This is a genomic window from Wolbachia endosymbiont (group B) of Ablattaria laevigata, assembly GCF_964277395.1.
Classification (GTDB): Bacteria; Pseudomonadota; Alphaproteobacteria; order Rickettsiales; family Anaplasmataceae; genus Wolbachia.
In genome coordinates this window covers 940,791-965,072 of the sequence record NZ_OZ195519.1, presented here as the reverse complement: position 1 = coordinate 965,072, position 24,282 = coordinate 940,791, and the positions used below count along the sequence as shown (strand labels likewise).

18 protein-coding genes, 1 other RNA gene and 1 pseudogene are annotated in these 24,282 nt (G+C 34.0%); 8 read left to right on the top strand and 12 right to left on the bottom strand.

Annotated features, from left to right (window positions below; genetic code table 11):
- Positions 1-87 precede the first annotated feature (87 nt).
- The gene (locus ACICP1_RS04520) at positions 88-2,151 is read right to left on the bottom strand and encodes an ankyrin repeat domain-containing protein (RefSeq protein WP_395461162.1); all 2,064 of its coding nucleotides are present in this window, start codon (positions 2,149-2,151) and stop codon (positions 88-90) included.
- A gap of 589 nt (positions 2,152-2,740) precedes the next feature.
- Between ACICP1_RS04520 and ACICP1_RS04515 the strand changes: the two genes are divergently transcribed.
- Positions 2,741-4,966 (top strand): hypothetical protein, encoded by a 2,226-nt coding sequence (locus tag ACICP1_RS04515; protein ID WP_395461161.1) that lies wholly within the window; start codon positions 2,741-2,743, stop codon positions 4,964-4,966.
- Positions 4,967-5,123: 157 nt separating this feature from the next.
- An RNA gene (gene rnpB, locus ACICP1_RS04510) (RNase P RNA component class A) lies at positions 5,124-5,473 on the top strand.
- A gap of 355 nt (positions 5,474-5,828) precedes the next feature.
- On the opposite strand, the gene ACICP1_RS04505 is transcribed toward rnpB, so the two are convergent.
- Positions 5,829-6,599, bottom strand: coding sequence for a response regulator transcription factor (locus ACICP1_RS04505; protein ID WP_395461160.1), 771 nt, complete (start codon positions 6,597-6,599; stop codon positions 5,829-5,831).
- A 323-nt stretch (positions 6,600-6,922) separates the two neighbouring features.
- Between ACICP1_RS04505 and ACICP1_RS04500 the strand changes: the two genes are divergently transcribed.
- The 4 genes and pseudogenes from ACICP1_RS04500 to ACICP1_RS04485 all read left to right on the top strand — a co-directional run bounded on the left by ACICP1_RS04500 (position 6,923) and on the right by ACICP1_RS04485 (position 10,354).
- Complete coding sequence (locus ACICP1_RS04500; RefSeq protein ID WP_139686884.1) at positions 6,923-7,900, top strand: NAD(P)H-dependent glycerol-3-phosphate dehydrogenase; 978 nt, start codon at positions 6,923-6,925, stop codon at positions 7,898-7,900.
- A gap of 19 nt (positions 7,901-7,919) precedes the next feature.
- Positions 7,920-8,401: pseudogene (locus tag ACICP1_RS04495) on the top strand (phosphatidylglycerophosphatase A).
- Positions 8,391-9,182: a GNAT family N-acetyltransferase gene (locus ACICP1_RS04490; RefSeq protein ID WP_064085647.1), complete on the top strand. Its 792-nt coding sequence runs from the start codon at positions 8,391-8,393 to the stop codon at positions 9,180-9,182. Before ACICP1_RS04495 ends, ACICP1_RS04490 begins: the two are co-directional and overlap by 11 nt.
- A gap of 35 nt (positions 9,183-9,217) precedes the next feature.
- Complete coding sequence (locus ACICP1_RS04485; RefSeq protein WP_265042071.1) at positions 9,218-10,354, top strand: hypothetical protein; 1,137 nt, start codon at positions 9,218-9,220, stop codon at positions 10,352-10,354.
- Positions 10,355-10,357: 3 nt separating this feature from the next.
- Here ACICP1_RS04485 and ACICP1_RS04480 read toward each other — a convergent pair whose 3' ends face one another.
- The 6 genes from ACICP1_RS04480 to ACICP1_RS04450 all read right to left on the bottom strand — a co-directional run bounded on the left by ACICP1_RS04480 (position 10,358) and on the right by ACICP1_RS04450 (position 15,932).
- The gene (locus ACICP1_RS04480) at positions 10,358-11,146 is read right to left on the bottom strand and encodes a succinate dehydrogenase iron-sulfur subunit (protein ID WP_211908529.1); all 789 of its coding nucleotides are present in this window, start codon (positions 11,144-11,146) and stop codon (positions 10,358-10,360) included.
- 54 nt (positions 11,147-11,200) lie between these two features.
- Positions 11,201-11,659 (bottom strand): rRNA maturation RNase YbeY, encoded by a 459-nt coding sequence (gene ybeY / locus ACICP1_RS04475; protein ID WP_395461159.1) that lies wholly within the window; start codon positions 11,657-11,659, stop codon positions 11,201-11,203.
- 339 nt (positions 11,660-11,998) lie between these two features.
- Positions 11,999-12,397, bottom strand: coding sequence for an EVE domain-containing protein (locus ACICP1_RS04465; RefSeq protein WP_264330442.1), 399 nt, complete (start codon positions 12,395-12,397; stop codon positions 11,999-12,001).
- Positions 12,397-13,581 (bottom strand): cell division protein FtsZ, encoded by a 1,185-nt coding sequence (gene ftsZ / locus ACICP1_RS04460; protein WP_006014742.1) that lies wholly within the window; start codon positions 13,579-13,581, stop codon positions 12,397-12,399. The genes ACICP1_RS04465 and ftsZ overlap by 1 nt, the downstream gene beginning before the upstream one ends.
- A gap of 232 nt (positions 13,582-13,813) precedes the next feature.
- Complete coding sequence (locus ACICP1_RS04455; protein ID WP_395461157.1) at positions 13,814-14,344, bottom strand: hypothetical protein; 531 nt, start codon at positions 14,342-14,344, stop codon at positions 13,814-13,816.
- A 76-nt stretch (positions 14,345-14,420) separates the two neighbouring features.
- Positions 14,421-15,932, bottom strand: coding sequence for a YifB family Mg chelatase-like AAA ATPase (locus ACICP1_RS04450; RefSeq protein ID WP_395461156.1), 1,512 nt, complete (start codon positions 15,930-15,932; stop codon positions 14,421-14,423).
- Between the two features lie 120 nt (positions 15,933-16,052).
- Here ACICP1_RS04450 and ACICP1_RS04445 point away from each other — a divergent pair, with 120 nt between their 5' ends.
- Together ACICP1_RS04445 and ACICP1_RS04440 are read left to right on the top strand one after the other, a co-directional pair.
- Positions 16,053-16,823, top strand: coding sequence for a polysaccharide deacetylase family protein (locus ACICP1_RS04445; protein WP_395461155.1), 771 nt, complete (start codon positions 16,053-16,055; stop codon positions 16,821-16,823).
- Between the two features lie 20 nt (positions 16,824-16,843).
- Positions 16,844-18,400 carry a penicillin-binding transpeptidase domain-containing protein gene (locus ACICP1_RS04440; RefSeq protein WP_395461154.1) on the top strand — a complete coding sequence of 519 codons (1,557 nt, stop codon included), beginning with the start codon at positions 16,844-16,846 and terminating at the stop codon, positions 18,398-18,400.
- 99 nt (positions 18,401-18,499) lie between these two features.
- On the opposite strand, the gene lon is transcribed toward ACICP1_RS04440, so the two are convergent.
- The 4 genes from lon to tig are packed head-to-tail and all read right to left on the bottom strand — an operon-like array spanning position 18,500 to position 24,230.
- Positions 18,500-20,956, bottom strand: a complete 2,457-nt coding sequence (lon, locus tag ACICP1_RS04435) for an endopeptidase La (protein ID WP_395461153.1) — start codon at positions 20,954-20,956, stop codon at positions 18,500-18,502.
- Between the two features lie 15 nt (positions 20,957-20,971).
- Positions 20,972-22,249, bottom strand: coding sequence for an ATP-dependent Clp protease ATP-binding subunit ClpX (clpX, locus tag ACICP1_RS04430; RefSeq protein ID WP_395461152.1), 1,278 nt, complete (start codon positions 22,247-22,249; stop codon positions 20,972-20,974).
- Complete coding sequence (gene clpP, locus ACICP1_RS04425) at positions 22,249-22,875, bottom strand: ATP-dependent Clp endopeptidase proteolytic subunit ClpP (RefSeq protein ID WP_139686893.1); 627 nt, start codon at positions 22,873-22,875, stop codon at positions 22,249-22,251. Before clpP ends, clpX begins: the two co-directional genes overlap by 1 nt.
- Positions 22,876-22,886: 11 nt before the next feature.
- Entirely contained in the window at positions 22,887-24,230 is a 1,344-nt protein-coding gene (tig, locus tag ACICP1_RS04420; protein WP_139686894.1) for a trigger factor, read from the bottom strand.
- Between the last annotated feature and the right edge of the window lie 52 nt (positions 24,231-24,282).

Genomic DNA, 24,282 nt, shown 5'->3' with positions numbered 1-24,282 from the left:
TCATGTAAATCTCAACAAATTATACTTGAAGAGTTAACAATTGCAATTAGACTTCTTGCATAATCTAAGACCTACTGTAAACCAAGCTTAGTATAATCCAATTTGACGTACCTTATTATTTTTTTTACTTTGTAATTGATCTACATGAGAAACTTTTTCACCACTTTGTAATCTTTCTCCCTGGAAAATTCCTGCAGGCCTTTCAAAGTACCCACGTTCAATAGCATTGTAAACTGAGTAACCACCAAATAAGCAATTTTTTCCTATTTCTTCTCCACAATCTTTTAATTCTTTCAACCTCTCTTGATCTCTTACTTCTACCTTTATCCAGTCTTTATTTTGCTTATCAGGATATAACCTAACGTCTAACTCTCCCTTAGTGGTAGGGAAAGTCAACACTATATCACTATCGTCCGCAAGATTGGTGTAATTCCTTATACCATTCTTTGTTATAATTGCTACCTCACTTTTACCAATCTTTATTATATCTCTTTCATAGCCTATGTTGCCCTGAGCTCGCCTTAACTCACTAGCTTTTTCTGTGAGCCTTGCAACATTTATTATACTATCTTCGGAATATTCCGAGTATAAAGTAGTGTTATCTATTTTTGCATTCTTTACCATACCATTAATAACTGCTCCTTTTATAACTTCCATAAAATCTAGGGTACTCTCTAGATAATCTAGATAAGCTTCTATCATATTTTCTTTGTGCTCTTTAAATTCAGATTCTAGTGTATCAATTACTTTCATATTATCTTTATTATATAACACTGCCCCTATTGATACCAACTTGCATACTATCTTGCTTGCAACTTCAGGATTCTTTCCTAACTCACCAATCCTTTCCATAACACAATCTGTAAAATTACGCTTCTTATCTTGAGAAAATCGTCTATTAATCCTTCCTCCTGAGAGAATAGCTTCGTTTACAACTCCTTCCAGTTCATCCATATTTTGAGCTTTAGAAACTTTATCTAAAAATTCTTTTAGCTTTATCTGTCGATTCGGCGGTAAATTACTCCATAAATCCCTAGAACAATACTCCTTCTCATCATAACTTGACCATTGTAAATTGATTGCATCTGCTTTCAAAAGTAATCTTTTTACTTCAAATTTATTTGCTCTTTCGTCAGTACCTGAACGAGCAAAAGAATCAAGATTTTTAGCATGTTGATGCACCTGTAACTCTCCTTCATTACTTCGAAGATTCAAAACCATTCTTAGATCTTGATCATTCCCAAAATCATCTAAGAATTCTTGTAGATCTTCAACAACTGAATCACCTTCTGAGTTGTTTACTATATCCAACAACTTTCTTCTCAAGCCCCCCTGTCTCTTAGTTAAAACGTAACCTGAACCATCTTCGAACCAATCTTTTGTTTCCATTATAGAGCGTAACTTATCACTCAACTTATCTCGCTTATAAGTCACAAAGTACTTTTCAATATGTTCATGATGATTATCACGTGCAACTTGCAGAGGAGTTTTTCCTTGTTTATCACCTTGATCAGAAATAGCTCCTTTCTCTAAGAGTAAAACTACGCCTTCAGAACAACCAACACTAGCAACATGATGCAAAGGCGTTTTTTTTTCATTATCTTCTGCATTAAGGTCAGCTCCCTTTTCTAAGAGAGCAGCTATACTATAAGGTCCAGTAGCATAGTGTAATGGTGTCCTTCCTTTATCATTCTTGATATTAGGGTCAGCTCCTGCTTCTAAAAGCAAACTTACGGCACAATCATATTGTTTTCTTGCCCAAGCCATACTTGATATTATGTGCAATATCGTCAAACTAGACTCTCCCCTTTCACAATTAAGAACGGTTTTTAGATCTTGATTATCTTTATTATTTAATAAAAACTTTTGAAGTTGTCGGTAACTATCTCCTGCACTCAAAGATCTCATTGCACTAAAAATAGATAGCAATTCCTCATCTAACTTTTCTTGACTGTCTGTCAACTCAGTTGTAACAAGCCACGCACACATTAAATTATCAAACGAGCCTTTTGTAGCTTCAGCAATATCTACCAAATGACGCCTATCAGGAAACATGAATAAACTTTTAATCAATTCATATTCATAATCCTGTTGTAGCTCGTTTTCTATTCTACTTTCCTTATTAGAATCTTCCCCAGTAACTTCTGGCATATTTACTCCTCACTTTATAAAACCGAATGTAATTATAACAAATAAAGCTAATGCAAGCTAGCTTTCTACTACTTCTTGTATAGTTATATCACTAACACGTAGCGGGATTATAAACATTAAGAAATTAACTAGATGGAAAAAAGGCAAAAGAATCCCCTAGTAGTGAGTTTTATAATGTAAATTAGCATTGTAATAATGTTCTAACGCTTATTTTAAGCAGATTTTGGCTGAATGTAGAAAAAATAAAAAAAGCCGCTATAATTTTATGTAATTCGCCAATAAATACCCTGAGTTTTTTACTGAATTTTGTCATTGAGCCTGCAGATCAAAAACAAGTTTTGAGTCATAAATACCCTTGATGTCATGGTAAGGGTATTTGGGGGATTTGTAAAGGAATTTCTGTTGTCAACAAGCTGCTAAATTTATTATATGGTTTCAAAGGAAACATATTGTCTATGGGAAATCTGGGTTTATTAGCGTATTATCTTAGAGTACTTAAAAATTAATTTCTTAATTTTAGTTAAAATTTTATTGACGTTACATATAGAAATAATCATAATAGCGTTTTATTAAAATTTTAAATATAATTATGTCTATATTAAGTAGATTATTTAGAGTTAATACAACTACACTGAAAGTTAAAGAAGCGATAGGTTTTAACCCAGTAAACGTAGGGTTGATTGAAGGAAATGGAGTTACTTATGGACTCAGCTATCAAGATAACGGCAATGGAAGCAGTAGAGTAAAGTTACTTATTAGTCCATTATATCAATCGAAAACATACGAGTGTGATACATGTGTCAACGTAGCAAATGAATTCAAGGGCCAATTATCTCCCACACTAATAGAAAATTCAGCTGAAATAGATAAAGTTGGAGTTATCTTTCCTACAGAAGAAATTAACAAAAAAGAAAAGTGCATCAAAGGCTTAACATTCAACACTTACGAAATCAAGCATTCAACTAATGTTCCCTTAGTTGAATACGTAGGAAAAGTAAAATTACAAAAAAACATTGATATAAATAGTCTTGCAAATGAAGGCAATAATTACTTTCAACCAAAAGCAGTAAAAGTTAGTACTGGTAATGTCATTGTAATCGCTCATAACTTAAAGGATCAAGCTTTAGTTTCTTGGTATTTACAATCAGACACGAATGGAAAGTTCAGAGCTTTACCTGGAGCAAAACACACCATAGAAAGAAAATTATTCAAGTTTAATAATCCAGGGCAATTAGTATTGGATGAAAATACGATGCTTTATACGCAGATAAAGACTACTAAAAACCAAGAAGTAAGAACAAATATTTTTAAGTTCGATATGGCCAAAGTGGTTGAGGATCTAAAAAGTGGAGAGAAAGATGAATGTTTGCTTAGTAAGAAAGGATGCCAATTAAATATAGCACCATCTACTATCTATAATCCAGGAAAAATAAACTTTTTACAGTATGTAAGACGAACTGAAGGTGATGATTTAGTTGCTTTTCTTGCGAAAAAACAATCTTCTAATACGCAAGAATTGCATTTAGCAAGGCTTGCTAAGAGAGGACCAAAATCAAATTTTACTGTTTGTGAATGTGAAGATCCTATAGAACAATTGTATGTTAAAGACAATGGCCAAGGAGGCTTTATCGTCACTGCGGTAAGTGGAGAGAGTATTATAACTTTTAATAGAGAGAGCTCTGGAAAATCTTCTGAAGCAACGATAATACCGACAAGCAGTATCAAAGCTCTCAATGATTTTGTTAATATCATTAACGGCCAATTGATGCCTAGTATTATTTCCAGCAGTACTGTGGCTCCTATAACTGTTACAGAGACGGTTGTGACTTCTAAGAAAACGACGACTGCTGCAATTACTAGCACAACAGAAACCGACACTGTAAAGACTACCAAATTAACAACAGAAGCATCAACTATCATTGTACCAACTTCCACAATGAGTAAATCTTCAACAGAGTCAACAACTCAGGCAAGTACAGTAACAGTGGAGTCAACAACAGTAGCATCAACTACCACTGCACCTACTTCTACAACGAGTAGGCCTTCAACAGAGTCAACAATTCAAACAAGTACAGTAACAGTGGGGCCAACAACAGTAGCAAAAACAACTTCTACTTCACAAACGACCACGGTTGCTAAAACGTCAACTAGTGTGCCTTCGGAAACTGAGACAAGTACTGTAAAATCTACAGCAGCGACTGTTGAGTCAACTTTTACAGCAAGCAGTACTACGATGAGTAAGCCTTTAACAGAATTAACAACTAAGATGAGTACGTCATCAGAACCAACGACAGTAGCTGAAACTATTGCGACTTCACAAGCAACTATGATTACTACAATGCCAACTAATGTGCCAACAACAAACTCAGAGGCAACTATACAAACAGTGTCCACTATATCAAATACTGGAACAAAGGTAACAACTCCTTTGTTCACTACAACTTTACTTCCTCAAACTACTCTTTCAACACAGCCCGCTCAGCTTGCTATAGAGTCTAATAGGGCAGGAATGATAGGTGGGTCTTTGGTTGGAGCGATAATAAGTATTGCTGGAATTATAGGATTCATAGCATACAAATATGTTAAGGGTCGTAATTCTGTCCCTGTGTTAGAACTAACTAATTTCAATGATAGAAGGCGATCATCTTCAAGTGGCAATAGCGATGAAGAAATTTTTATCGCTAATAACAGAATGAGACATATATCTATGCGAACTATGGATCAATCTGAAACAGTGCTAAACAGTATATCGGTGGAGAGTAGTAGTCGGTCAAGAAGTAGCTCATCGTCTTCAAGCGGTGGACCAGGATCTTGACTGACTGAGCTAGAGTCTAAAAGTGAAAAAAGCTTATCTTGGGATAGCAATGATGTACCGGAATATCACCTTTAGCTATTTGTCTGAATGTTTTTAGTATGTAGACTGTTAGGAAATTTTCTTTTGCTTTTGTGATTTTAATGTTAAAGTATAATTTCTAGGTGAAATAAGTAGCTGCTGTTGTGTGATAAACACAGCAGAGGAAAGTCCGAGCTCCAAGAAAAGGTAGTGACGGGTAACGCCCGCCGGAGGTAACTCCAGTTATAGGGCTACAGAAAATTACCGCCTAAAATATTATTAGGCAAGGGTGAAAAGGTGTGGTAAGAGCGCACCATAACAATGGCAACATTGGTAGTCAAGTAACCAACACTAGGAGCAAGATTAAATAGAAGTAGATTTTATGTTTTTCTCATATCTACTCGGGTAAATCGCATGAAGTAAATGGTAACATTTACTCCAGATAAATAGCTACATAAACAGAACTCGGCTTATATTTCACCTAGGCAATGCATGAATGTCAGCCATACTATGTAAATGTATCAAACATTTCACATATCCTGTACGCTCAATTTGACCACCTATATTCCTTTTACTTCTTGGCTTATCTCTTTTTTTATTTCCTTTTGAACTTAACAAAGCTTGAATTTTAACCGAGCTTTTCCTTTAACTCGTCATTCTCTATCTCTAAAACCTTATTTTCTTACCTATAACTTTTTAGCTTAGCTTCCAACTTTTCTATTTTTTGCTGCAAGTCTTTGTAAAGTTCTAAAAGACTAACCATGTTACCTCACTTTTACGATTGGTTTTTATCTTATTTCATCTACCTATTTTGTTGCTTCAATGAATGGGTGAATAAAGCATTTCATGCGTTGTCCTTCACTTGTTCTGCTTGATAGTCACTACTGCTTTCGCTTATATTAACACTAGAGTATTCTTCATCGTCAACATACTCTTTTAGAACATATCCTCTACCCCAAACGGTTTCTATGTGGCTTATTCCATCATTTGCACTTTCAAGTTTTTTACGTAATTTACACATAAAAACATCAACTATTTTGTTGTCTGAAGGTTCGTCCAAGCCATTGTAAAGATGGTTTAAAAACATTTCTTTTGTCAACACTGCTCCTTTACGCAATGCCAGCAATTCTATCATGGAATACTCTTTGTTAGTAAGGTGAACTGTTTTGCCTTTTACCTCAACAATCCTGTGATCAAAATTGATATTCATATTACCAATCTTTATCACTGATTCGGGATGGCCTTTAGTACGTCGGACTATGGCCTTAATTCTAGCTAATAATTCGCTCTTGTGAAATGGCTTGGTTAAGTAATCGTCGGCACCATACCCAAGTCCTTTAGCTTTATGGTTGGCAGCGGAGATACACGAAAGTATTAAAACAGGAACTTTGATTTTTGCACTTCTTAATCTTAACAGTATATCATATCCATCAATATCACCAGGCAGGTGTATATCTAGAATAACTAGATCGTAACAGTCTCCACCCGAGGAAACCATATTATTGTTATAATCTTGTGCAGAAGTAACAACTTCGCAAAAATGTCCATCAGAAGTTAAGGCATTAACTACAGTCCTTGCACTTACTTGATCATCTTCAATTAATAATATACGCATATTTTACACCCCATAAATAATTTATAATTTTAGTAATATATATAACCAAGGAAAGTAACAAATCAAATTTTTATTAATGAATAATAGAAATTACACTTATTAATTAATAGTTAATGTGTCGTTCCAAAATTATACAAATAGATCTAAAATACAATAGATATACTATAATAATACTATTTTTAGTAAATATTGAATAGAAGCTATTTTTATTAAAAGAATACTTAGGTTAATAGATATTTAAACTATTTTATACTTTTATGTTATATTTTTAATTTACTTATTCTACAGTTTTAAATTATAAGTAATACTTTCAGGAATATTGAGTGGTAATATCAGTTTTAGGTGCTGGCGCATGGGGTACAGCAATTGCGATTTCATTAAGTAGTAAGAAAAATGTAATTTTGTGGACTCGCAATAAGGCCATATTTGAATCAATTAAAGAGAAAAGAGAAAGTGACAAGCTACCTGATTGTCCAATTTCTGATAATGTATCAGTAAAATTAGCTATTGAAGATGCAGTTAATGCTTCAGTAATAATTCTAGCTGTTCCCACTCAGTCTCTAAGGGAGATATGTCATCAATTGAATGATTGTAACCTAAAAAAAAATGTGGCAATAATTTTGGCTTGTAAGGGAATAGAAAAATCTACATTAAAATTACCTAGTGAAGTAGTCAATGAAGTTTTACCTAATAATCCTCTTGCTGTTTTTTCTGGTCCTAGCTTTGCTATAGAAGTTGCAAGAAAATTACCATATTCGATGGTTCTTGCATGTCAAAATGAAGTATTAGGTTCAAAATTAGTATCAGAGCTACAGCAAGAAAATATTAAATTGTACCTTAGTAGCGATGTTATAGGAATACAAGTTTGTGCAGCGTTAAAGAATGTTTTTGCTATAGCATGTGGGGTTGTTCTAGGTAGGTTTGGGTTTAATGCTCATGCAGCATTAATTACGAAAAGTATGAGTGAAATTAAGGCTTTATACTCAGCAAAAGTTGGTGACGGCAATGTAGATATAAATACACTACTTGGACCAGCATGCTTAGGCGATTTGGTTGTGACATGCACATCATTAAATTCAAGAAATCTATCTTTTGGATCTAAAGTAGCTAATAGTAATGGTTCTAGTGCTCAGCAGATTTTATCAGAAGGTAAGTCGGTAATTGAAGGTTTTAACACTGCTAAGTCTGCATTTGATTTAGCAGAAAAGCTAAAGATAAAAATGCCCATATGTGAAGCGATCTATAGATTGCTATATGAAAATACTTCTATAGAAGATACTATTTCTGTTCTTGTAAATTAGTTTTATATTTCGGTATATTGTGAAATTTTTATATAAATTAATATCAACATGGTGGCTATCTGGCACGGTAAAACACATGCCAGGTACTATAGGCAGCTTGGCTGCTTACCCAATTGTTCCTATATTACTCAATGACAGAATTTTAGGTACAGCAATTATTTTTTTTTATTCTTAGTTGGATTATGGTCTACAGGCAATTATATACAACATTACAAAGCTCCGCATGATCCAAAAGAGGTAGTAATTGATGAAGTAGTTGGTCAATTGCTGACAGTACTTCTAGTTTCAATATTATTAGAACAAGAAATGAATAGCTCTGTATTGTTGGTGTGCTTTTTCTCCTTTAGGTTTTTTGATATAATAAAAGTGTGGCCTATAAATTTGATTGATAAAAATACAAAAGGTCCTTTAGGTATTATGCTAGATGATGTTGTAGCTGCAATTTTAGCCTTTGTTTTTATAGGAGCCTTTTATTGTTTATTGTTGGTTTATGCAGAATAAAAAAATTTGTTATTCAAGCTTAATTATTCAGAACCTAAAGGATTATATACTTTATGCAACGAATTTGTCCAAGTGGGAAATACATGACGAATTTGATAATGTTATATTTACAGTAAATGGTACCAGAGAATCGTTATTTAATTTTGTGTTTTGTGAAGATCAATGTACTGAGCTTTCCATATGCAGAACTCTAGATTATCTCAAAGCACGAAATATAGAAGCAACATGGATAATAAGTCCACGTATAAAAATAGGGGGTATTTTAGAAAAATGCGAAATAAAACACGTTAGCACACCAAAAAAAGTTTTACTCAATATAAAAGATTATTTTTTGCCTGATGATGCTGTTCCAAATTTGAAGTTCAATGTTGTAAATAGTAGTGAGCTCTTAGAGCAATTAGATTTACACACTTCTAAAATTTTTTATCACAGAATTAGTATTGTTAGCACATTTTTTCGCCAATTATCGAATTATGATGATAAGAGCTCAAGGTTAAGATTTTTTCTTGTAATGCTAAATAACGAAATTGTTGGAACATGCGGTCTTTATATTCAAGACAGCATAGCTGGTTTTTATAGCGATGGAGTTTTACCAATTTACAGGGGTCGTGGAATAGGAACTCAAATGGTTCTAGAAAGAATAAAGATAGCTAGGCAATTTGAATGCAAATACATAGTAGCACATTGCATGAAACCTTCTGTAAACCTTTATAAGAGATTAGGCTTTAGGGTATTGGGCAATCTTCACTTATATACCTCTTCAGTACAATCTCTTTGCTGAGAGGTTATAAATTTTTATATTTGTTTTAGAATACTATGTTTTTTTTGTATGAAATAGTTTTACTACTAATTCTAGTATTCTTCTTTTTCTCATATTCTAAATTAAAAATTAGTAATAAAATTAAGGACTTACAACATCAAAATGTTATCATAAATAATTTAATAGATACTGTAAATGATGGATTTTATATTTGGGACGCAAAAAAACGTATAGAAAAATTTTCTCCCAATTTACTAATTTTGCTTAATACTGTTTTTTATTCATTTAATGAGTTTGTAAATTTTTTTGAGCAATCAGAAAGCTTAATTAAAAGTTTTGCTGAGGCAAAGGAAATAAATAAATCTTTTACTCTAGATTTAAAGTCAAAAGACAGTGAGGTTTATTGCACATGTTATGGTAAAAGCATAATAGATTATTCTAATAATGTGATTGGTGTGTTGTTGTGGATAAGAAATATCTCCGATTATAAGATAAAAGCTAATGAACTTGAGTTAGAAAATAGTAAGCTTATGCGAGAATTGGAGAACTATAAAAAAATTTTTGATTCTTTACCATTTCCAATACTGAAGCACAATAAGAATAAAAAAGTAAGGTTTTATAACTTATTTTATGATAAATATATAGGCAGCTCTAAAAAATTTACTGTTGCGAGTGGCTCCTATAACGTAAAACCAGGAGAGTGTGTAATAACTTACAAGAACGAACCTAAGGTTTTTAATTTTGTTGAAGTTCCAGTGCAAAATTCTAATAGCATAGTAATGTATGGAAAAGATATTAGTGATGAAAAAAAATTACATACTGAGCTAAGCAATTGTTTAGCTGCACAAGAAAGTTTGCTTGAGAAGCTATCGATTGCTGTAGCGATATATAGTAAGAATCAAAAGCTAAAATTTTATAATAATGCTTTTATAAAAACTTTTCAGTTTGATCCAAAATTTTTGGAGTCTTATCCAACTTATCACGAGATTATGCTTCACCTATTTGAATCTAAAAAGCTTTTAGGAAAAGAGGATTTTCAAACTATTAATAATCAAAGACATGAGTTGTTTAAAAGATTACTGGAATCATATGGTGAAACAATACATTTCATGAACGGAAGAACGTTTAGAGTATTAACAATACCCTATGCTTCAGAGGGTCTACTATTTTCTTACGAAGAGTGCCAGAAATAACACTCAAATTCCTTCTCTCTCTACCATAAGCTGTTTTACTTTCGCTATCGCTTTTGCTGGGTTAAGACCTTTCGGGCAGGTTTTTGTACAATTCATTATTGTATGACAACGATACAACTTAAATGGGTCGTTTAAAGAAGCAAGTCTTTCTTCTTTCTTATTATCACGACTGTCAGCAATCCATCTATAAGCTTGCAGTAATACCGCTGGCCCTAAAAATTTATCACCATTCCACCAATAGCTTGGGCAACCAGTCGAACAGCAAGCACATAGTATACAATCAGACAGACCATCCAATTTTTTTCTATCTTCAGGAGATTGAAAGTATTCTTTATTTTGTAAGGCAGATTTATCTGTTTGTAACCAAGGTTTAATCGATTTGTATTGCTCATAAAATTGGCTTAGATCTGGAACTAGATCCTTTACTATATACATATGAGGTAGTGGATATATTTTTACTTCACCTTTTATATCATGTATAGATTTAGTGCATGCAAGAGTGTTGGTACCATCAATATTCATTGCACAAGATCCGCATATTCCTTCTCTGCAAGAGCGTCTAAAAGTTAAGGTTGAATCTATTTCATCCTTTATTTTTATTAATACATCAAGTACCATAGGGCCACAATTATCCATATCGATAAAAAATGTGTCTATTCTTGGATTTTTATCATCATCAGCAGACCAACGATAAATTTGAAATCTTCTAATATTTTTTGCTCCAGTAGGAGTAGGATAAACCTTGCCCTTTTTATTAACTTTAGAATTTTTTGGTAAAGAAAACTGAACCATATTGCTTACCTTTTACAGCTAAAACCCCTTTTTTGTAAATAACATATTTTGGTATTATCTACCATACTTTTCCTTTTCAAATTCAAGCAAAGCTAAAATCTTGCTCTCTAAACTTTTCATTATAATTTCTTCATCTTCTTTTTGATGATCATAGCCAAGTAAATGCAGCAATCCATGAACTAACATGTGTGCAGTGTGAGTGAGGATAGATATACAGTACTCATGAGACTCTCTTTCTATTGTATCTACTGCAATTGCTATGTCTCCTAGATCACATTCACTAGATAACCGTTCGCATGGAAATGATAGTACATTAGTTGGCTTATCTATTTCTCTAAACTTAAGATTAAGTTGATGTAGCAAGTTATCATCAGCGAGAGCTATTGATATATTTGGTTTATAATGATCTATTTTTAATTCTTTTAGAGAAGCATTAATAATATTTAATACAAAACTCTGTGGGTCCTTCGTAATACTATGCCACCTCTTATCAAGAATATTTACTTCTAACATGAATAAATCACCAGAAAGGACATTATCCCATCACTTGACATTGGAACCCAAAAAAGAAGAATTATAGACCATCGTATCATACACACAACTATACGAATATTGTACACTAGAAGTATGTCATCCCAGTGCTCCGACATTGGGATCCAGGAATTCTGATTAGACATTAGGTGAGTGAATATAAAAGCTATATTAAAACACAACATTTTTAATGTGGTTGCATTACAGCTGGATTCCAGTGTCAAGCACTGCTTTGTGTTTGATGAAAAATCGGCTACTTCGAAACAAACACTCATACAGCTGTATGTTGTGTGCTGAGGTAATATTGTTTGGCAACAGGTATTACACATCACTCATCCTTATTATTTCATTCCACTCAGTTTCTAAAACTGGAGAAACTGATAAACGTGATTGTTTTAATATAACCATATTTTTCAAAAGTGGGTTTTGTTTTATACTGTTTAACGTCACTTGGTTACTTAAAGGTTTCAAAAGTTTTACATTCACTAGTCCAAATTTGGAATTATAAACATGATAATACTCCTTTAATACTTCAACTATTCCAAGTATAACTCTCTCTTTACCTGTATGATAAAAAAATGCAAGATCGCCTAATTTCATAGCTCTCATGTAATTTTGAGCTTGATAATTGCATACACCATTCCACTGCGTCACCTGCTCCTTTCCCATTTTTTGCCACGAGTATTCACTTGGCTCTGACTTGAGTAGCCAAAATTGCATTATTTTTTTCTTCTTAAATAAGCTGGTATATCATAAACATTGCTACCCCACTTAACTCTTTCATTTGTTTGCTCAGTTGAAGCATATTCTTTTGTTTCTGATATTGGAATTTGATTATAAGGCCATTTAAAATTTTTTTCCTCTGCTGGGATCTTGTTTTGATTAACAGATGAATTGTTGTTACAGCTATCAATGCCAGTTGCAAGAACAGAAACTCTAACTCTTCCCTCCATCGCCTGATCAAAAGTGGCACCAAATATTATATTTGCATTTTCATCCACTTCTTCACGCACTCTATTTGCTGCAGAATCAACTTCAAATAGAGTCATATCTCCACCACCAGTAATATTAATCAATATTCCTTGCGCACCTTTCATTGATACATTATCAAGCAATGGATTAGATATCGCAGCTTCTGCAGCACTAATTGCCCTATCTTCTCCTTCTGCCTCTCCAGTACCAATCATTGCTTTACCCATCTCACTCATTACTGTTTCTATATCAGCAAAATCAAGATTAATCAGTCCTGGCATGATCATCAAATCAGTTACTCCTCTTATGCCAATATGTAGAACATTATCGGCGAGTTGAAATGCGTCAGCAAATGTAGTTTTCTCGTTAGCAATTCTAAATAAATTTTGATTGGGAATGACAATAAGTGTATCTACGTATTTTTGCAACTCTTCAAGTCCAAGCTCTGCAATGCGCATACGTCGCACACCTTCAAAACCGAACGGCTTAGTTACAACTCCAACAGTCAGTATCTTTTTTTCTTTTGCTCCTTTATCTTTAACTACCGCTCTTGCTTCTCTGGCTGCTTTTGCAATTACCGGTGCAGCACCTGTTCCAGTACCACCACCCATCCCTGCTGTGATAAAGAGCATATGGCTATCTTTTATATGCTCCATAATTTCATCAATTGATTCTTCTGCTGCACCTTTACCAACATCAGGCAAAGCACCAGCACCAAGGCCCTTAGTTAAGTTAATACCAAGTTGAATTTTTTTATCACATAATGACTTCTCTAACGCTTGAGCATCGGTATTTGCTACAACAAAATTTACTCCTTGTAAATTGGATTGAATCATGTTGTTTACAGCATTTCCGCCAGCACCACCCACTCCCACAACGGTAATCCTTGGGTGTAATACAGGTAGCTCTGGTAAACTAAGGTCGATTGACATTTAAATTTTACTCAAATATTAGTGAATTCACTTGATAACAAGTTACTGCTTTTTTAACAATATGCAAACATTTTTCATTTTGACATACGCAAACAGTAAACAAGATTTACTTATTCTTAACATTGTTAATCAGTAGGTATAATAATTGCAGGCTTTCAAACAGCACTACTTAGAATGCAAAAAAAAATTGTGAAAAAGGGATAGAAGCCTATCCCTTTACTTTGTAAAACTACTAATTAAGTTGTTGTAATTGTACAATTCCAAGTTTTACACAAGCGTTAGTAAGAAGTCTTTTTGGTGCATCACCTTCAGCAATTTCAACTTTATTGTTTTCTAAGTTAACATTGCCATCAGAATCTTTCTTAAGAGCATTAGAAATATCTTGTTTCACTTCCTCAATTTGACTTGCCTTATTACTGTTTTTATATGCATACACAGGTGCAGTTATTAAAGCTGCTACTGCAGCAAGAACTACCAAACTAGCAATGAGTGGATGAGCAAATGCAAAATTAGACATTGCAGTAATCGCAGGATTAACAAGTGTTGCAGCTTTTGTTCCAACTGTACCAACAAAGGTTGCATAAGCTGGACTTAAAAAATAAGCAGCTGTAAGTGAAGCTACTGCTGCAATTGCTACAAAAGTAAAAACTGTTTTACGCGGATCTTCTTTTACAAGATCCCAACCTTGCACAGGAACTTCTTTAGCTGCTGACCAAAGCCCTTCACTTCTGTATTTATTTTTTATTTCTTTAATTCCTCTCATAACTTTACTCCAAAAATATTAAAATTTCACTAATGGCAGTATATGGCAAAAAAAGTTTTCTGTCAAGCAGATTAATTTATTTATACATTCTTATTCTGTAATTCAGCGCTTCTGCGATGTGTGCTCTTTTTATTTCCTCACTTTTCGCAAGATCTGCAATGGTTCTTGCAACTCTTAATATGCGCGCGTAACCTCGATTGGAAATGTAATTTTCTTTCAGTACGTATTTTAGCAATTCTAACCCTTCCTGATCTGGTTCAGTGAATTTATTTAATGCTTCACCACTGACTTCTGCATTGCAACGAATATTAAATTTACTATAACGCTCAGTTTGAATTTTTCTCGCTGCTATCACCCTTCCTCTTATAACCTCGGTACTTTCTCCCTCCACAGAGATTTCAGGAGAAAGTATGCTAACGTTTGGCATTTCAATGCATATGTCTATTCTATCAAGCAATGGTCCTGATATTTTATTTCTATAATCTGTGCCGCATTTTGGAGCTTTGTTGCACGATCTACTTGCATCACCTAAGTAACCGCACCTGCAGGGATTCATTGCAGCTATAAGTTGAAAATTAGCTGGATAAGTAATGTGAGCATTTGCACGTGCAATAGTTACCTTTCTATCTTCAAGTGGTTGGCGTAGAGAATCAAGCACAAGCCTTGGAAATTCAGGTAGCTCATCAAGAAATAACACACCATTGTGAGCCATGGTGATTTCCCCAGGCTTTGCATTTTTTCCTCCTCCTATCATCGCTGGCATGGAGCATGAATGATGAGGTTCACGAAAGGGACGAGTTACTTTAAATGTTTCGTTACCGGCTTTTGTTATGCTAGAGATGATATTAACATCAATCATCTCTTGTTCAGTCAAATCGGGTAATAGCCCTATAAATCGCTTAGCAAGCATTGACTTTCCAGTACCAGGAGGTCCAACAAGAAGCATATTGTGTCCACCTGCTGCTGCAATTTCAGCTGCTCTTTTTGCAACAACTTGACCTTTAATATCCTTTATATCTGGAACTGAATTTTTTTCTTTGGGTGCAGCGCTATAGTTAAAAGTTACCGGCTGAATTAACTGCTCACCCTTAAAATGTCTGATAATATCGGTTAATTTCTCTATAGCCAGAATAGAAACATTCTTTACCCATAAAGCTTCTACTCCATTTCCCCTTGGGCAAATTACTCCTTTATTTGCCTGTTTTGCATTGATTGCTGTTGGAAGTACTCCTGAGATTGGTATGACTCTGCTGTCTAGTGCAAGCTCGCCCATAATTATATAAGACTGAACTTTTTCAACTGGTATCACATTCATTACAACAAGTAATCCAACAGCAATAGCTAAGTCATAATGACTACCTTCTTTAAGCAAATCCGCAGGGGAAAGATTAACTGTGATTCTTTTTGGAGGTAGGAGTAAATTAATTGAGTTTAATGCTGCTCTGATGCGCTCTCTGGATTCTGCAACAGTTTTATCCGGCAGTCCAACAATATTAAAAGCTGGAATACCATTTGCCATGTGAATTTGTGCATTAACATTTACTGTGCTGGTTCCCTGAAGTGCAACGGTATTTATATTTGCAATCATACTATATTATATAAAGTTATTAATATAATATATTGACAAAGTAACGAAGTAAACAGTAGCTGTTAAAAGTGGTTTAATTTAGCAAAAAAGTGTAGTACTCTATCACTTTGCTGATTATATATGTTTATAAGAATAATCGCTTTTCTTTTGCTATATTCAAGCGCAGTTTTCTGTAGTGATTGTAACTTTAACTTACCATATCGTGGGCTCAATTGTGATTTGGATCTATCATATAAAAATTTAAGTAATATAAAGAAATTATTGAATAACAACGATAAGTTCGTTGCGCTTACGTTTGATGATGGTCCATCTTATAATAGATCAGGAGATATTATTAATATTCTGGAGAGCAATAAAACAAAAGCGACATTTTTTTTGCTTGGTGAACGCATAAATAAAAAAACATCTAAAATAGTAGAAAAGATCCATCAAGCAGGTCATGAATTAGGTAATCATTCTTGGTCGCATAGGAAGTTGACATCACTTTCAAGTGAGGAGCAATTGCAAGAACTGGAAAAGACAAATATAGCAATTAAAAATGCAACAGAACAGAATATAAAATGGTTTCGCCCACCATATGGATGTCATAACGATAATTTGATCGAAAATACTAATCGATTAAATATGTATTCCATATTATGGACAGTCGATTCTCTGGATTGGCAAGGTGATAAATCAGAGATTTTGGTTGAAAGAGTTTTAAGCAATGTACATAATGGAGCGATTATATTGTTCCATGATCACGATAACAAATCAAATACAGTTGAAGCTTTACCTCAGATTATTGAAATACTAAAAAAATCGGGTTACAAACTTGTTACCTTAAGTGAGTGGGAAGAAAGGGTTTGTGATGTAGTGAAAGCTAGAAATGTGCCAATAAAAGGAGGATGAGTGCGTTCTAAAGGAATTCTATGTGGACAAAAAACAAGGTCTTCAACCGTAGGTCATTCATATTAGGTGGTATTCAGCTTACTATTTCTGCTATTTTTAGTTGTAGGTTGTATACTTTACAAGTACGAGATAGACAAAAATATGAAGTGCTATCCAATAATAATAGGATAAAAGTTGTTACTATTGTGCCTAAACGAGGCAGGATTTTGGATAGGAATAGCGTTGAACTCGCAGTAAACAAAATTTCGTATATTGTTTTGTTTGATGGGCAAAAAAACTTTACTAGGGAAGTTGACTTGCAGATGTTATCAGAAATTAAACCTGATGCGATAAAATCATCAGAAAGAAGAATAACTGCTCTTTATAAACGTTACTACCCATTTGGTTCGATATGTTCTCATATAATCGGATACACGAAAAGACAGCAAGGCATAAACGAAGCAGGGGTTAGTGGCATTGAATATACATATGATGATATATTAAAAGGCAGGACAGGCAAGTCTGAGCAGGAAATAAATTCTAAGAAGCGTATCATGAGAGAGTTGTCTAGCATACCTCAACAAGACGGACAAGATGTACAGCTGACAATTGATGTTGATTTACAGAAGAAAATTGCAGAGATATTTAAAGACCACCAAGGTTCCACAGTGGTAATTGATGTAAATAACGGAGAAATTTTAGCATTATATAATTCACCTTCTTACGATAATAATCTTTTCACTAGCAGATTATCAAATGAAACTTGGGAAAGTTTAAATATTCCTTCGTTACCGCTTGTAAACCGTGCATTATCATATCAAATTCCACCTGGTTCAATATTTAAAATAATAGATGCGCTTGCGGGTTTAAAAGATGGAATAATAACACCAGAAGAAAAATTCTCGTGTAGGGGATATATGAAGATAGGTGAGCGGAAATTTCGTTGCATGAAAAGCAAAGTTCATGGATATGTATCTTTAAATGAGGCAATGGCTCTCTCATGCAACACTTACTTTTATAATATAGGAAAAAAAATAAATGTAGATTCTCTACTAGAAATGGCTAGCAAATTTGGTATAGGAAGTGGACCATTAATTGGAATGTTTAAGGAAGAAGCTCCGGGATTGTTGCCTGACATGAATTGGCGTGCACGCAAGCTATATTCAGAGTGGTATTTAGGTGATACCATTAACTTAGTTATAGGACAAGGGTATTTACTTACAACGCCATTACAGCTTGCGGTTCTTGCAGCGAGGGTTGCAACAGGAAAGGAGGTAATTCCCCACATTGAGATGAGTAAATCAGGGCAAGACTTTCTTGATATTGATGTGAATCATGAGCATCTTAGTGTGGTTCGAAAAGCTATGTTTGACGTGGTGAATTCTAACTATAGAAAAGGACTAGGCAGTATACAAATTGCTGGCAAAACCGGAACACCAGAGATAAACTCTAAAGGTGAAAGTCATAAATTGTTTATCGCTTATGGCCCCTACCATGATCCGCGCTATGCAATCTCAGTGTTTATAGAACATGGTAAAACTCCACGCCAAGATGTTGCAATTGCTAGTGAGATATTGCAATATATGCTTGAAAAATGAACTTATGAAATTGCCATATATGTTACTTGTAATTTATATATTCAAATCAGAGCTTTGAGGTTAAAAAAAAGAAACGAAAATTGCATAAACCTTTTCAATTTAGTGCTTTAATGTTTCTGATGAAAGGAAGGTATTATCCTTATTTTCTATGGAGCTAGACACACTAATTTCGTTATTATCATCAATTGAAGTAATAGGGTGCATCAAAGCAACTTTTATAACTTCATCAATATTCTCAGCAAAAATTACATTGATTTCTTCTTTTATATTTGCAGGAATCTCTTGCATATCTTTCTCATTTTCACTTGGTATAATCACAGTTTTGATTGATCCTCTTAGCGCAGCAAGCAATTTTTCTCTCAAACCCCCAATAGCCAACACTCTACCACGCAATGTTACTTCACCTGTCATAGCAACACTTTTGTTAACTGGTATATTTGTCATAAGAGAAACAATAGATGTACATACTGCACTGCCAGCAGAGGGACCATCTTTTGGCACAGCACCCTCAGGTACATGCAAATGTATATCATTATTTTGAAATTTTTCGGGTTTTATACCGAAAAATAAACAATTTGATCGCACATAACTATACGCAGCTTTTATAGACTCTTGCATAACCTCTCCAAGCTTTCCTGTGTATTTTATTTCCCCCTTGCCCGGAATTAGGACTGACTCTATCATTAAAATATCACCACCTGTTTCAGTATAGGCGAGACCAGTTACTACCCCTACCAAACTCTCATTTTCTGCAATGCCAAAGGTATACTTACGTACCCCTAGGTAATCTTGTAAATTACCAGTCTCTACGGATATTTTCTTATTTTTATCAGTTAATATTGCTTTAACTGCCTTTCTCATGAGTTTTGCAAGTTCCCTTTCCATGCTTCGCACGCCGCTTTCACGTGTATATAAACGTATCAACTCGTATAATGCTTCATTGGTTATTTTCCACTCCTTCTGATGCAAACCATGCTCTTTTTTTAATTTTGGAATAAGGTGATGCGTAGCAATACTGATCTTCTCATCTTCGCTATATCCAGATAATTGTATAATTTCCATCCTATCACGCAAAGGATGTGGCAAATTTAAGCTGTTTGCCGTAGCTACAAACATTACACTTGAAAGATCAAATTCAACTTCCAAGTAATGATCCGTAAAGTGTTTATTGTGCTCAGTATCCAAAACCTCAAGTAATGCAGATGCAGGATCACCACGCGAATCAGAACCCATCTTATCTATTTCATCAAGCAGAAAAAGCGGGTTGCATGAATTAGCTTTTTTCATGTGTTGAATGATTTTACCAGGCATTGAGCCAATATAAGTTTTTCTGTGTCCTCGTATTTCAGACTCATCACGTATACCACCAAGAGATATGCGAACAAAATCTCTTCCTACTGCTTTTGCCATAGACTTAGCTAAAGAAGTTTTACCAACACCAGGTGGTCCAACTAAGCAAAGTATAGGACCCTTTATCTCTTTTACTCTCTTTAATACTGCTAAAAATTCTATTATTCTATCTTTTACTTTCTCTATGCCATAATGATTTTCATCTAAGATTTTTTTAGCCGCATTTAAGTTAATTTTTGCATCTTTGTACTTTCCCCATGGCAAATCAAGCAACCAATGCAAGTAACTAGATATAACTGTTGCTTCAGGAGAAATGGGATTCATTTTCTTATATCTCTTTAAGTCAGTTATGGCTTTCTCTTTTGCTTCCTCAGAAAGCTTTGTTTCATTTATCTTTTTTTCAAATTCATTGAGTATATTCCCTTCATCTCCATTTTCAAACTCACCTAATTCTTTCTGTATAGCTTTTAATTGCTCATTAAGGTAGTAAACTTTTTGAGTACTTTCAACCTGTGATTTAATTGTCTTATACAAGCGGTTTTGTGCACTCAAAATACTTATTTCTCTCTCAATAAGAGCAAAAACTTTTTTTAAACGCTCTTTTGGGTTATAAACTTCAAGTATGTTTTGCTTATCTGATACCTTTATATTTAAGTGCGAAGCTATCATATCTACAATTTGATTAACCTCTTTAACTTGATCAATGGGGTCAATAATAATCTCGGGTCGACTTTTCTTGCTTAGTTTACACCAATTGTCGAATGCATCTATAACAGAACGCCTTAAAGCTTCTAAATCAATATTATCTTCATTTTCTCCATACTCATAATGACCATCTAACGCTACTCTGGCCTGTAACAAAGTGTGAGAGCTAATATATTCTATAACTCTTCCCCTTCTTACCCCATGAATCATGACTTTTACTGCATTGTCAGGCAGTTTTATTAATGGTTGTATAATGTTTGCTAACACGCCTACTTCATAAAGATTCTCTGGCTCTGGATTATCAATAGAACCATCTTTTTGTGCTATGAGAAAAATCTCGTTTTGGTGACTACTGCTACTTATTGCATATTCTAGTGCATGAACAGATTTTTCTCTACCTACGAATAAAGGCAACATTATATTTGGAAAAATTACTACATCTCTTAGAGGTAATACTGGTAATACAGTAGAATTAAAGTTTACAGCACGTCCAATACTCATAATATATGCCTCAAATTAATCATTAACCGTTATAACACTACCCTTATTATTATGATTAATCGTCGCTTTGCCTAATTCTACCATTTTCTTAGTAACCGTTATAGTGCTACCTTCAAAACCTCCGTTGCCGGATATATACATAACATCAAGCAAAAGTGACTCTAAGATAGCACGTAACATCCTTGCACCTGTTTTATAGCTTATAGCTTTTTTAGCAATAGCTGATATTGCTTCATCTGAAAACTCAAGGTTTACTTTACTAAATGCAAGCAATGCTTTATATTGTTTTACTAGCGCATTTCTTGGCTCTGTCAACACATGTATTAAATCCTCGTGATCCAGCTCATCTAGAACAGCAGTTATTGGAACCCGTCCTACAAATTCGGGTATCAAACCGAATTTGATTAAGTCCTCAGGTTGAGCATCGCATAAAGCATTTTTTTTCTTTTGTGCTTTAGACTGACTTATATCTGCTCCAAAGCCAACTGATGTTCCCTTTTTTCTTGCCTCAATAATTTTATTTAGGCCTTCAAAAGCTCCTCCACAAATAAATAGTATGTTACTAGTGTCTACTTGTATAAACTCTTGTTGCGGGTGTTTTCGCCCTCCTTGTGGAGGAACATAAGCAACCGTACCTTCCATGATTTTTAGTAGAGCTTGTTGGACCCCTTCACCTGAAACATCACGGGTTATTGAAGCGCTTTCAGACTTTCTTGTGATCTTGTCTATTTCATCGATAAACACTATACCATGCTGTGCCTTTGCAACATCATAATTTGCAGCTTGTAATAGACGTGACAACACGCTTTCTACATCATCACCTACATAACCTGCCTCAGTCAAAGTTGTCGCATCGGCCATAGCAAATGGCACATCTGAAACTTTAGCAAGTGTTTTTGCTAGCAAAGTCTTACCAGAACCAGTAGGGCCAATAAGCATTATATTTGACTTCTCAATTTCAATATCACTTATAGAATGAAGTTGCACCATGGATTGACAATGGTTATACATAGCCACAGATAAAACGTGTTGCGCATGTTCCTGACCTACAACATGCTTACTAAGAAAATTTTTTATATCTTCAGGTTTCTTTAGTAATAGCTTCATATCAGATATATGATCTGAATTAAAAGCTCTCTCTTTCTTTTGACTTATTGCTTTATGGGATAACTCTATGCATTCATTACAAATGAACACCTTTAAACCATCTGAAGAGTTAGTAATCAATTTATCTACTTCGTTTTGTGCCTTGTTACAAAAAGAACAGTAGTGTAAATCATTATTGTTATCCATTAAACTACCTTTTGTTTAACTTTAATATTTTCAATCTTCATATCTTTACGCTCAGCTATTACTTTATCAATCAAGCCAAGTTTCATTGCTTCTATAGGATCCAAAAATTTATCTCTTTCCATCATTCCTTCAATCTTCTTGAGTGAATGCCCAGTATGTTTTTCATAAATTTGATTTAGCTTTTTCTTAATTCGCAAAATTTCCTTAGCATGTATTTCTATATCAGTTGCTTGACCTTGATAACCACCAGATGGTTGATGTATCATAATTCTTGAATGAGGTAGAGAGTGGCGCTTACCTTTCGCACCAGCTGCAAGCAACAAAGAACCCATAGATGCAGCTTGACCTATACATAAAGTTGAAACGTCTGGACTTATGTACTGCATTGTATCGTAGATTGATAAACCAGCAGTTACAACACCGCCTGGCGAATTAATATACATATGAATGTCTTTATCAGGATTTTCCGATTCTAAAAATAAAAGCTGTGCTACTATTACGCTGGCCATGTTGTCTTCAATAGGGCCAGTTACGAAAATTATTCTTTCTTTTACTAGCCTTGAATATATGTCATAAGCCCGCTCACCGCGACTAGTTTGTTCAACTACAATTGGTATAAGAGTCATACCTTTTCCTATCAAATATTATCAAATAATTCCTTTAATTCTTTCACAGAAACAATCTGTTCTTCTTTACTAGCTTTTTCTATCATATAATCTGTCACTTTATACTCAAGCGCTTGCCCTCTAACTAATTCCTGAAATTGTCCGTCTGATTTAAAATGTTTAAATACTCTGTCAAATGATACATCTTTACTGACATATTGATTTACAATAACATTCATAATATCACTTTGAGTTAATGATATTTCATGTTCTTTACTGAACTCCATAAATAGCATTGCAAGCTTTACACGTCTTTCAGCTTCTTTACAAGAATCATCTTTAGCATTCAACTCTCTTTCCACTCTCTGCTGTTCCTGTTTTACTACTTCTATAGGCAAATCAAAACTATAACTAGCATCCAAACAATCAAATAGCTCTTTCTTAATTAAGAGATCTCCCATTTCTTTACACTGATTATCAATTACTTCTTTTACATGATTTATTAGCGAAGAATGATCTTCAAAACCAATTCTCCTAGCTATTTCATTATCACTTTGCAAATCTTCGGCAATCTGAATATCATTAACTCGAACAGAAAAAGCAGCCTCCTGCCCCGCAAGGGAAATTACCTGGTAATCTTCAGGAAATCTCAACTTAAAGCTTTTTGTTTCCCCTTTTTTCATGCCAATTAATTGATCTTCAAAACCATTTATAAATGTTCCAGATCCTAAATTAACAGTAAAATTTTTGCCACTTCCACCTTGAAAGAGCTTATTTCTAATTCGCCCTTCAAAGTCAATTATCAGTTTATCCTCGTTTTTTGCTTGATAAGAAGCATCATCAACAGAGACAAAGTTAGGAAATTTTGTTTTTATAGAATCAATAAATTCTTTTATGTCTCCCTCTTTGATTTTTGCCTTAACTTTCTTCAAATTTATTTTATCAAGATCTATTACTGGCACTTTTGGCATCGATTCAAAAGATAATTTGTACAGAAAGTCGCCTTTTTCATCCTTTTTATCCAGGTTTGGTAATGACATAATATCAACCTTAGGATGGATGTGAGACTTAACTTCGATTTTTTTCATTAAATCACTTGAGCAATAGTCAATCGTATCTTTTATCACATATTCCAAAGCTTCGTTTTTATAATTTGTAACAACAAGATCGTAAGGCATCTTTCCGGATCTAAATCCAGGCAATTTTGCATCCTTCGCTATTTCTTGTAATCTAGAGTTTATCTTTTGTTCTATATAATCACTACTAACTGTGATTTCATACTCATACTTTAGTTTATCTACACTAAGTTCCTTATAGGTATATATATTACTTAATGTATCTGCTTCGACTGCATTTTGAGTTATATTACTAGACATTACAACCTGTTATCAATATTTTATTTATGTTTTAATAAAGCCATTTTACCAG

Bases quoted from the DNA above. Each gene is read 5' to 3' on its own strand.
- ACICP1_RS04505 (WP_395461160.1), bottom strand. From the start codon at position 6,599: ATGCGTATATTATTAATTGAAGATGATCAAGTAAGTGCAAGGACTGTA.
- ybeY (WP_395461159.1), bottom strand. From the start codon at position 11,659: ATGTTAGAAGTAAATATTCTTGATAAGAGGTGGCATAGTATTACGAAG.
- clpP (WP_139686893.1), bottom strand. From the start codon at position 22,875: ATGACTCTTATACCAATTGTAGTTGAACAAACTAGTCGCGGTGAGCGG.
- clpX (WP_395461152.1), bottom strand. From the start codon at position 22,249: ATGGATAACAATAATGATTTACACTACTGTTCTTTTTGTAACAAGGCA.
- ACICP1_RS04480 (WP_211908529.1), bottom strand. From the start codon at position 11,146: ATGGTTCAGTTTTCTTTACCAAAAAATTCTAAAGTTAATAAAAAGGGC.
- ACICP1_RS04515 (WP_395461161.1), top strand. From the start codon at position 2,741: ATGTCTATATTAAGTAGATTATTTAGAGTTAATACAACTACACTGAAA.
- ACICP1_RS04455 (WP_395461157.1), bottom strand. From the start codon at position 14,344: ATGAGAGGAATTAAAGAAATAAAAAATAAATACAGAAGTGAAGGGCTT.
- ftsZ (WP_006014742.1), bottom strand. From the start codon at position 13,581: ATGTCAATCGACCTTAGTTTACCAGAGCTACCTGTATTACACCCAAGG.
- tig (WP_139686894.1), bottom strand. From the start codon at position 24,230: ATGTCTAGTAATATAACTCAAAATGCAGTCGAAGCAGATACATTAAGT.
- ACICP1_RS04485 (WP_265042071.1), top strand. From the start codon at position 9,218: ATGTTTTTTTTGTATGAAATAGTTTTACTACTAATTCTAGTATTCTTC.
- ACICP1_RS04450 (WP_395461156.1), bottom strand. From the start codon at position 15,932: ATGATTGCAAATATAAATACCGTTGCACTTCAGGGAACCAGCACAGTA.
- lon (WP_395461153.1), bottom strand. From the start codon at position 20,956: ATGAGTATTGGACGTGCTGTAAACTTTAATTCTACTGTATTACCAGTA.
- ACICP1_RS04465 (WP_264330442.1), bottom strand. From the start codon at position 12,397: ATGCAATTTTGGCTACTCAAGTCAGAGCCAAGTGAATACTCGTGGCAA.
- ACICP1_RS04490 (WP_064085647.1), top strand. From the start codon at position 8,391: ATGCAGAATAAAAAAATTTGTTATTCAAGCTTAATTATTCAGAACCTA.
- ACICP1_RS04440 (WP_395461154.1), top strand. From the start codon at position 16,844: ATGTGGACAAAAAACAAGGTCTTCAACCGTAGGTCATTCATATTAGGT.
- ACICP1_RS04445 (WP_395461155.1), top strand. From the start codon at position 16,053: ATGTTTATAAGAATAATCGCTTTTCTTTTGCTATATTCAAGCGCAGTT.
- ACICP1_RS04520 (WP_395461162.1), bottom strand. From the start codon at position 2,151: ATGCCAGAAGTTACTGGGGAAGATTCTAATAAGGAAAGTAGAATAGAA.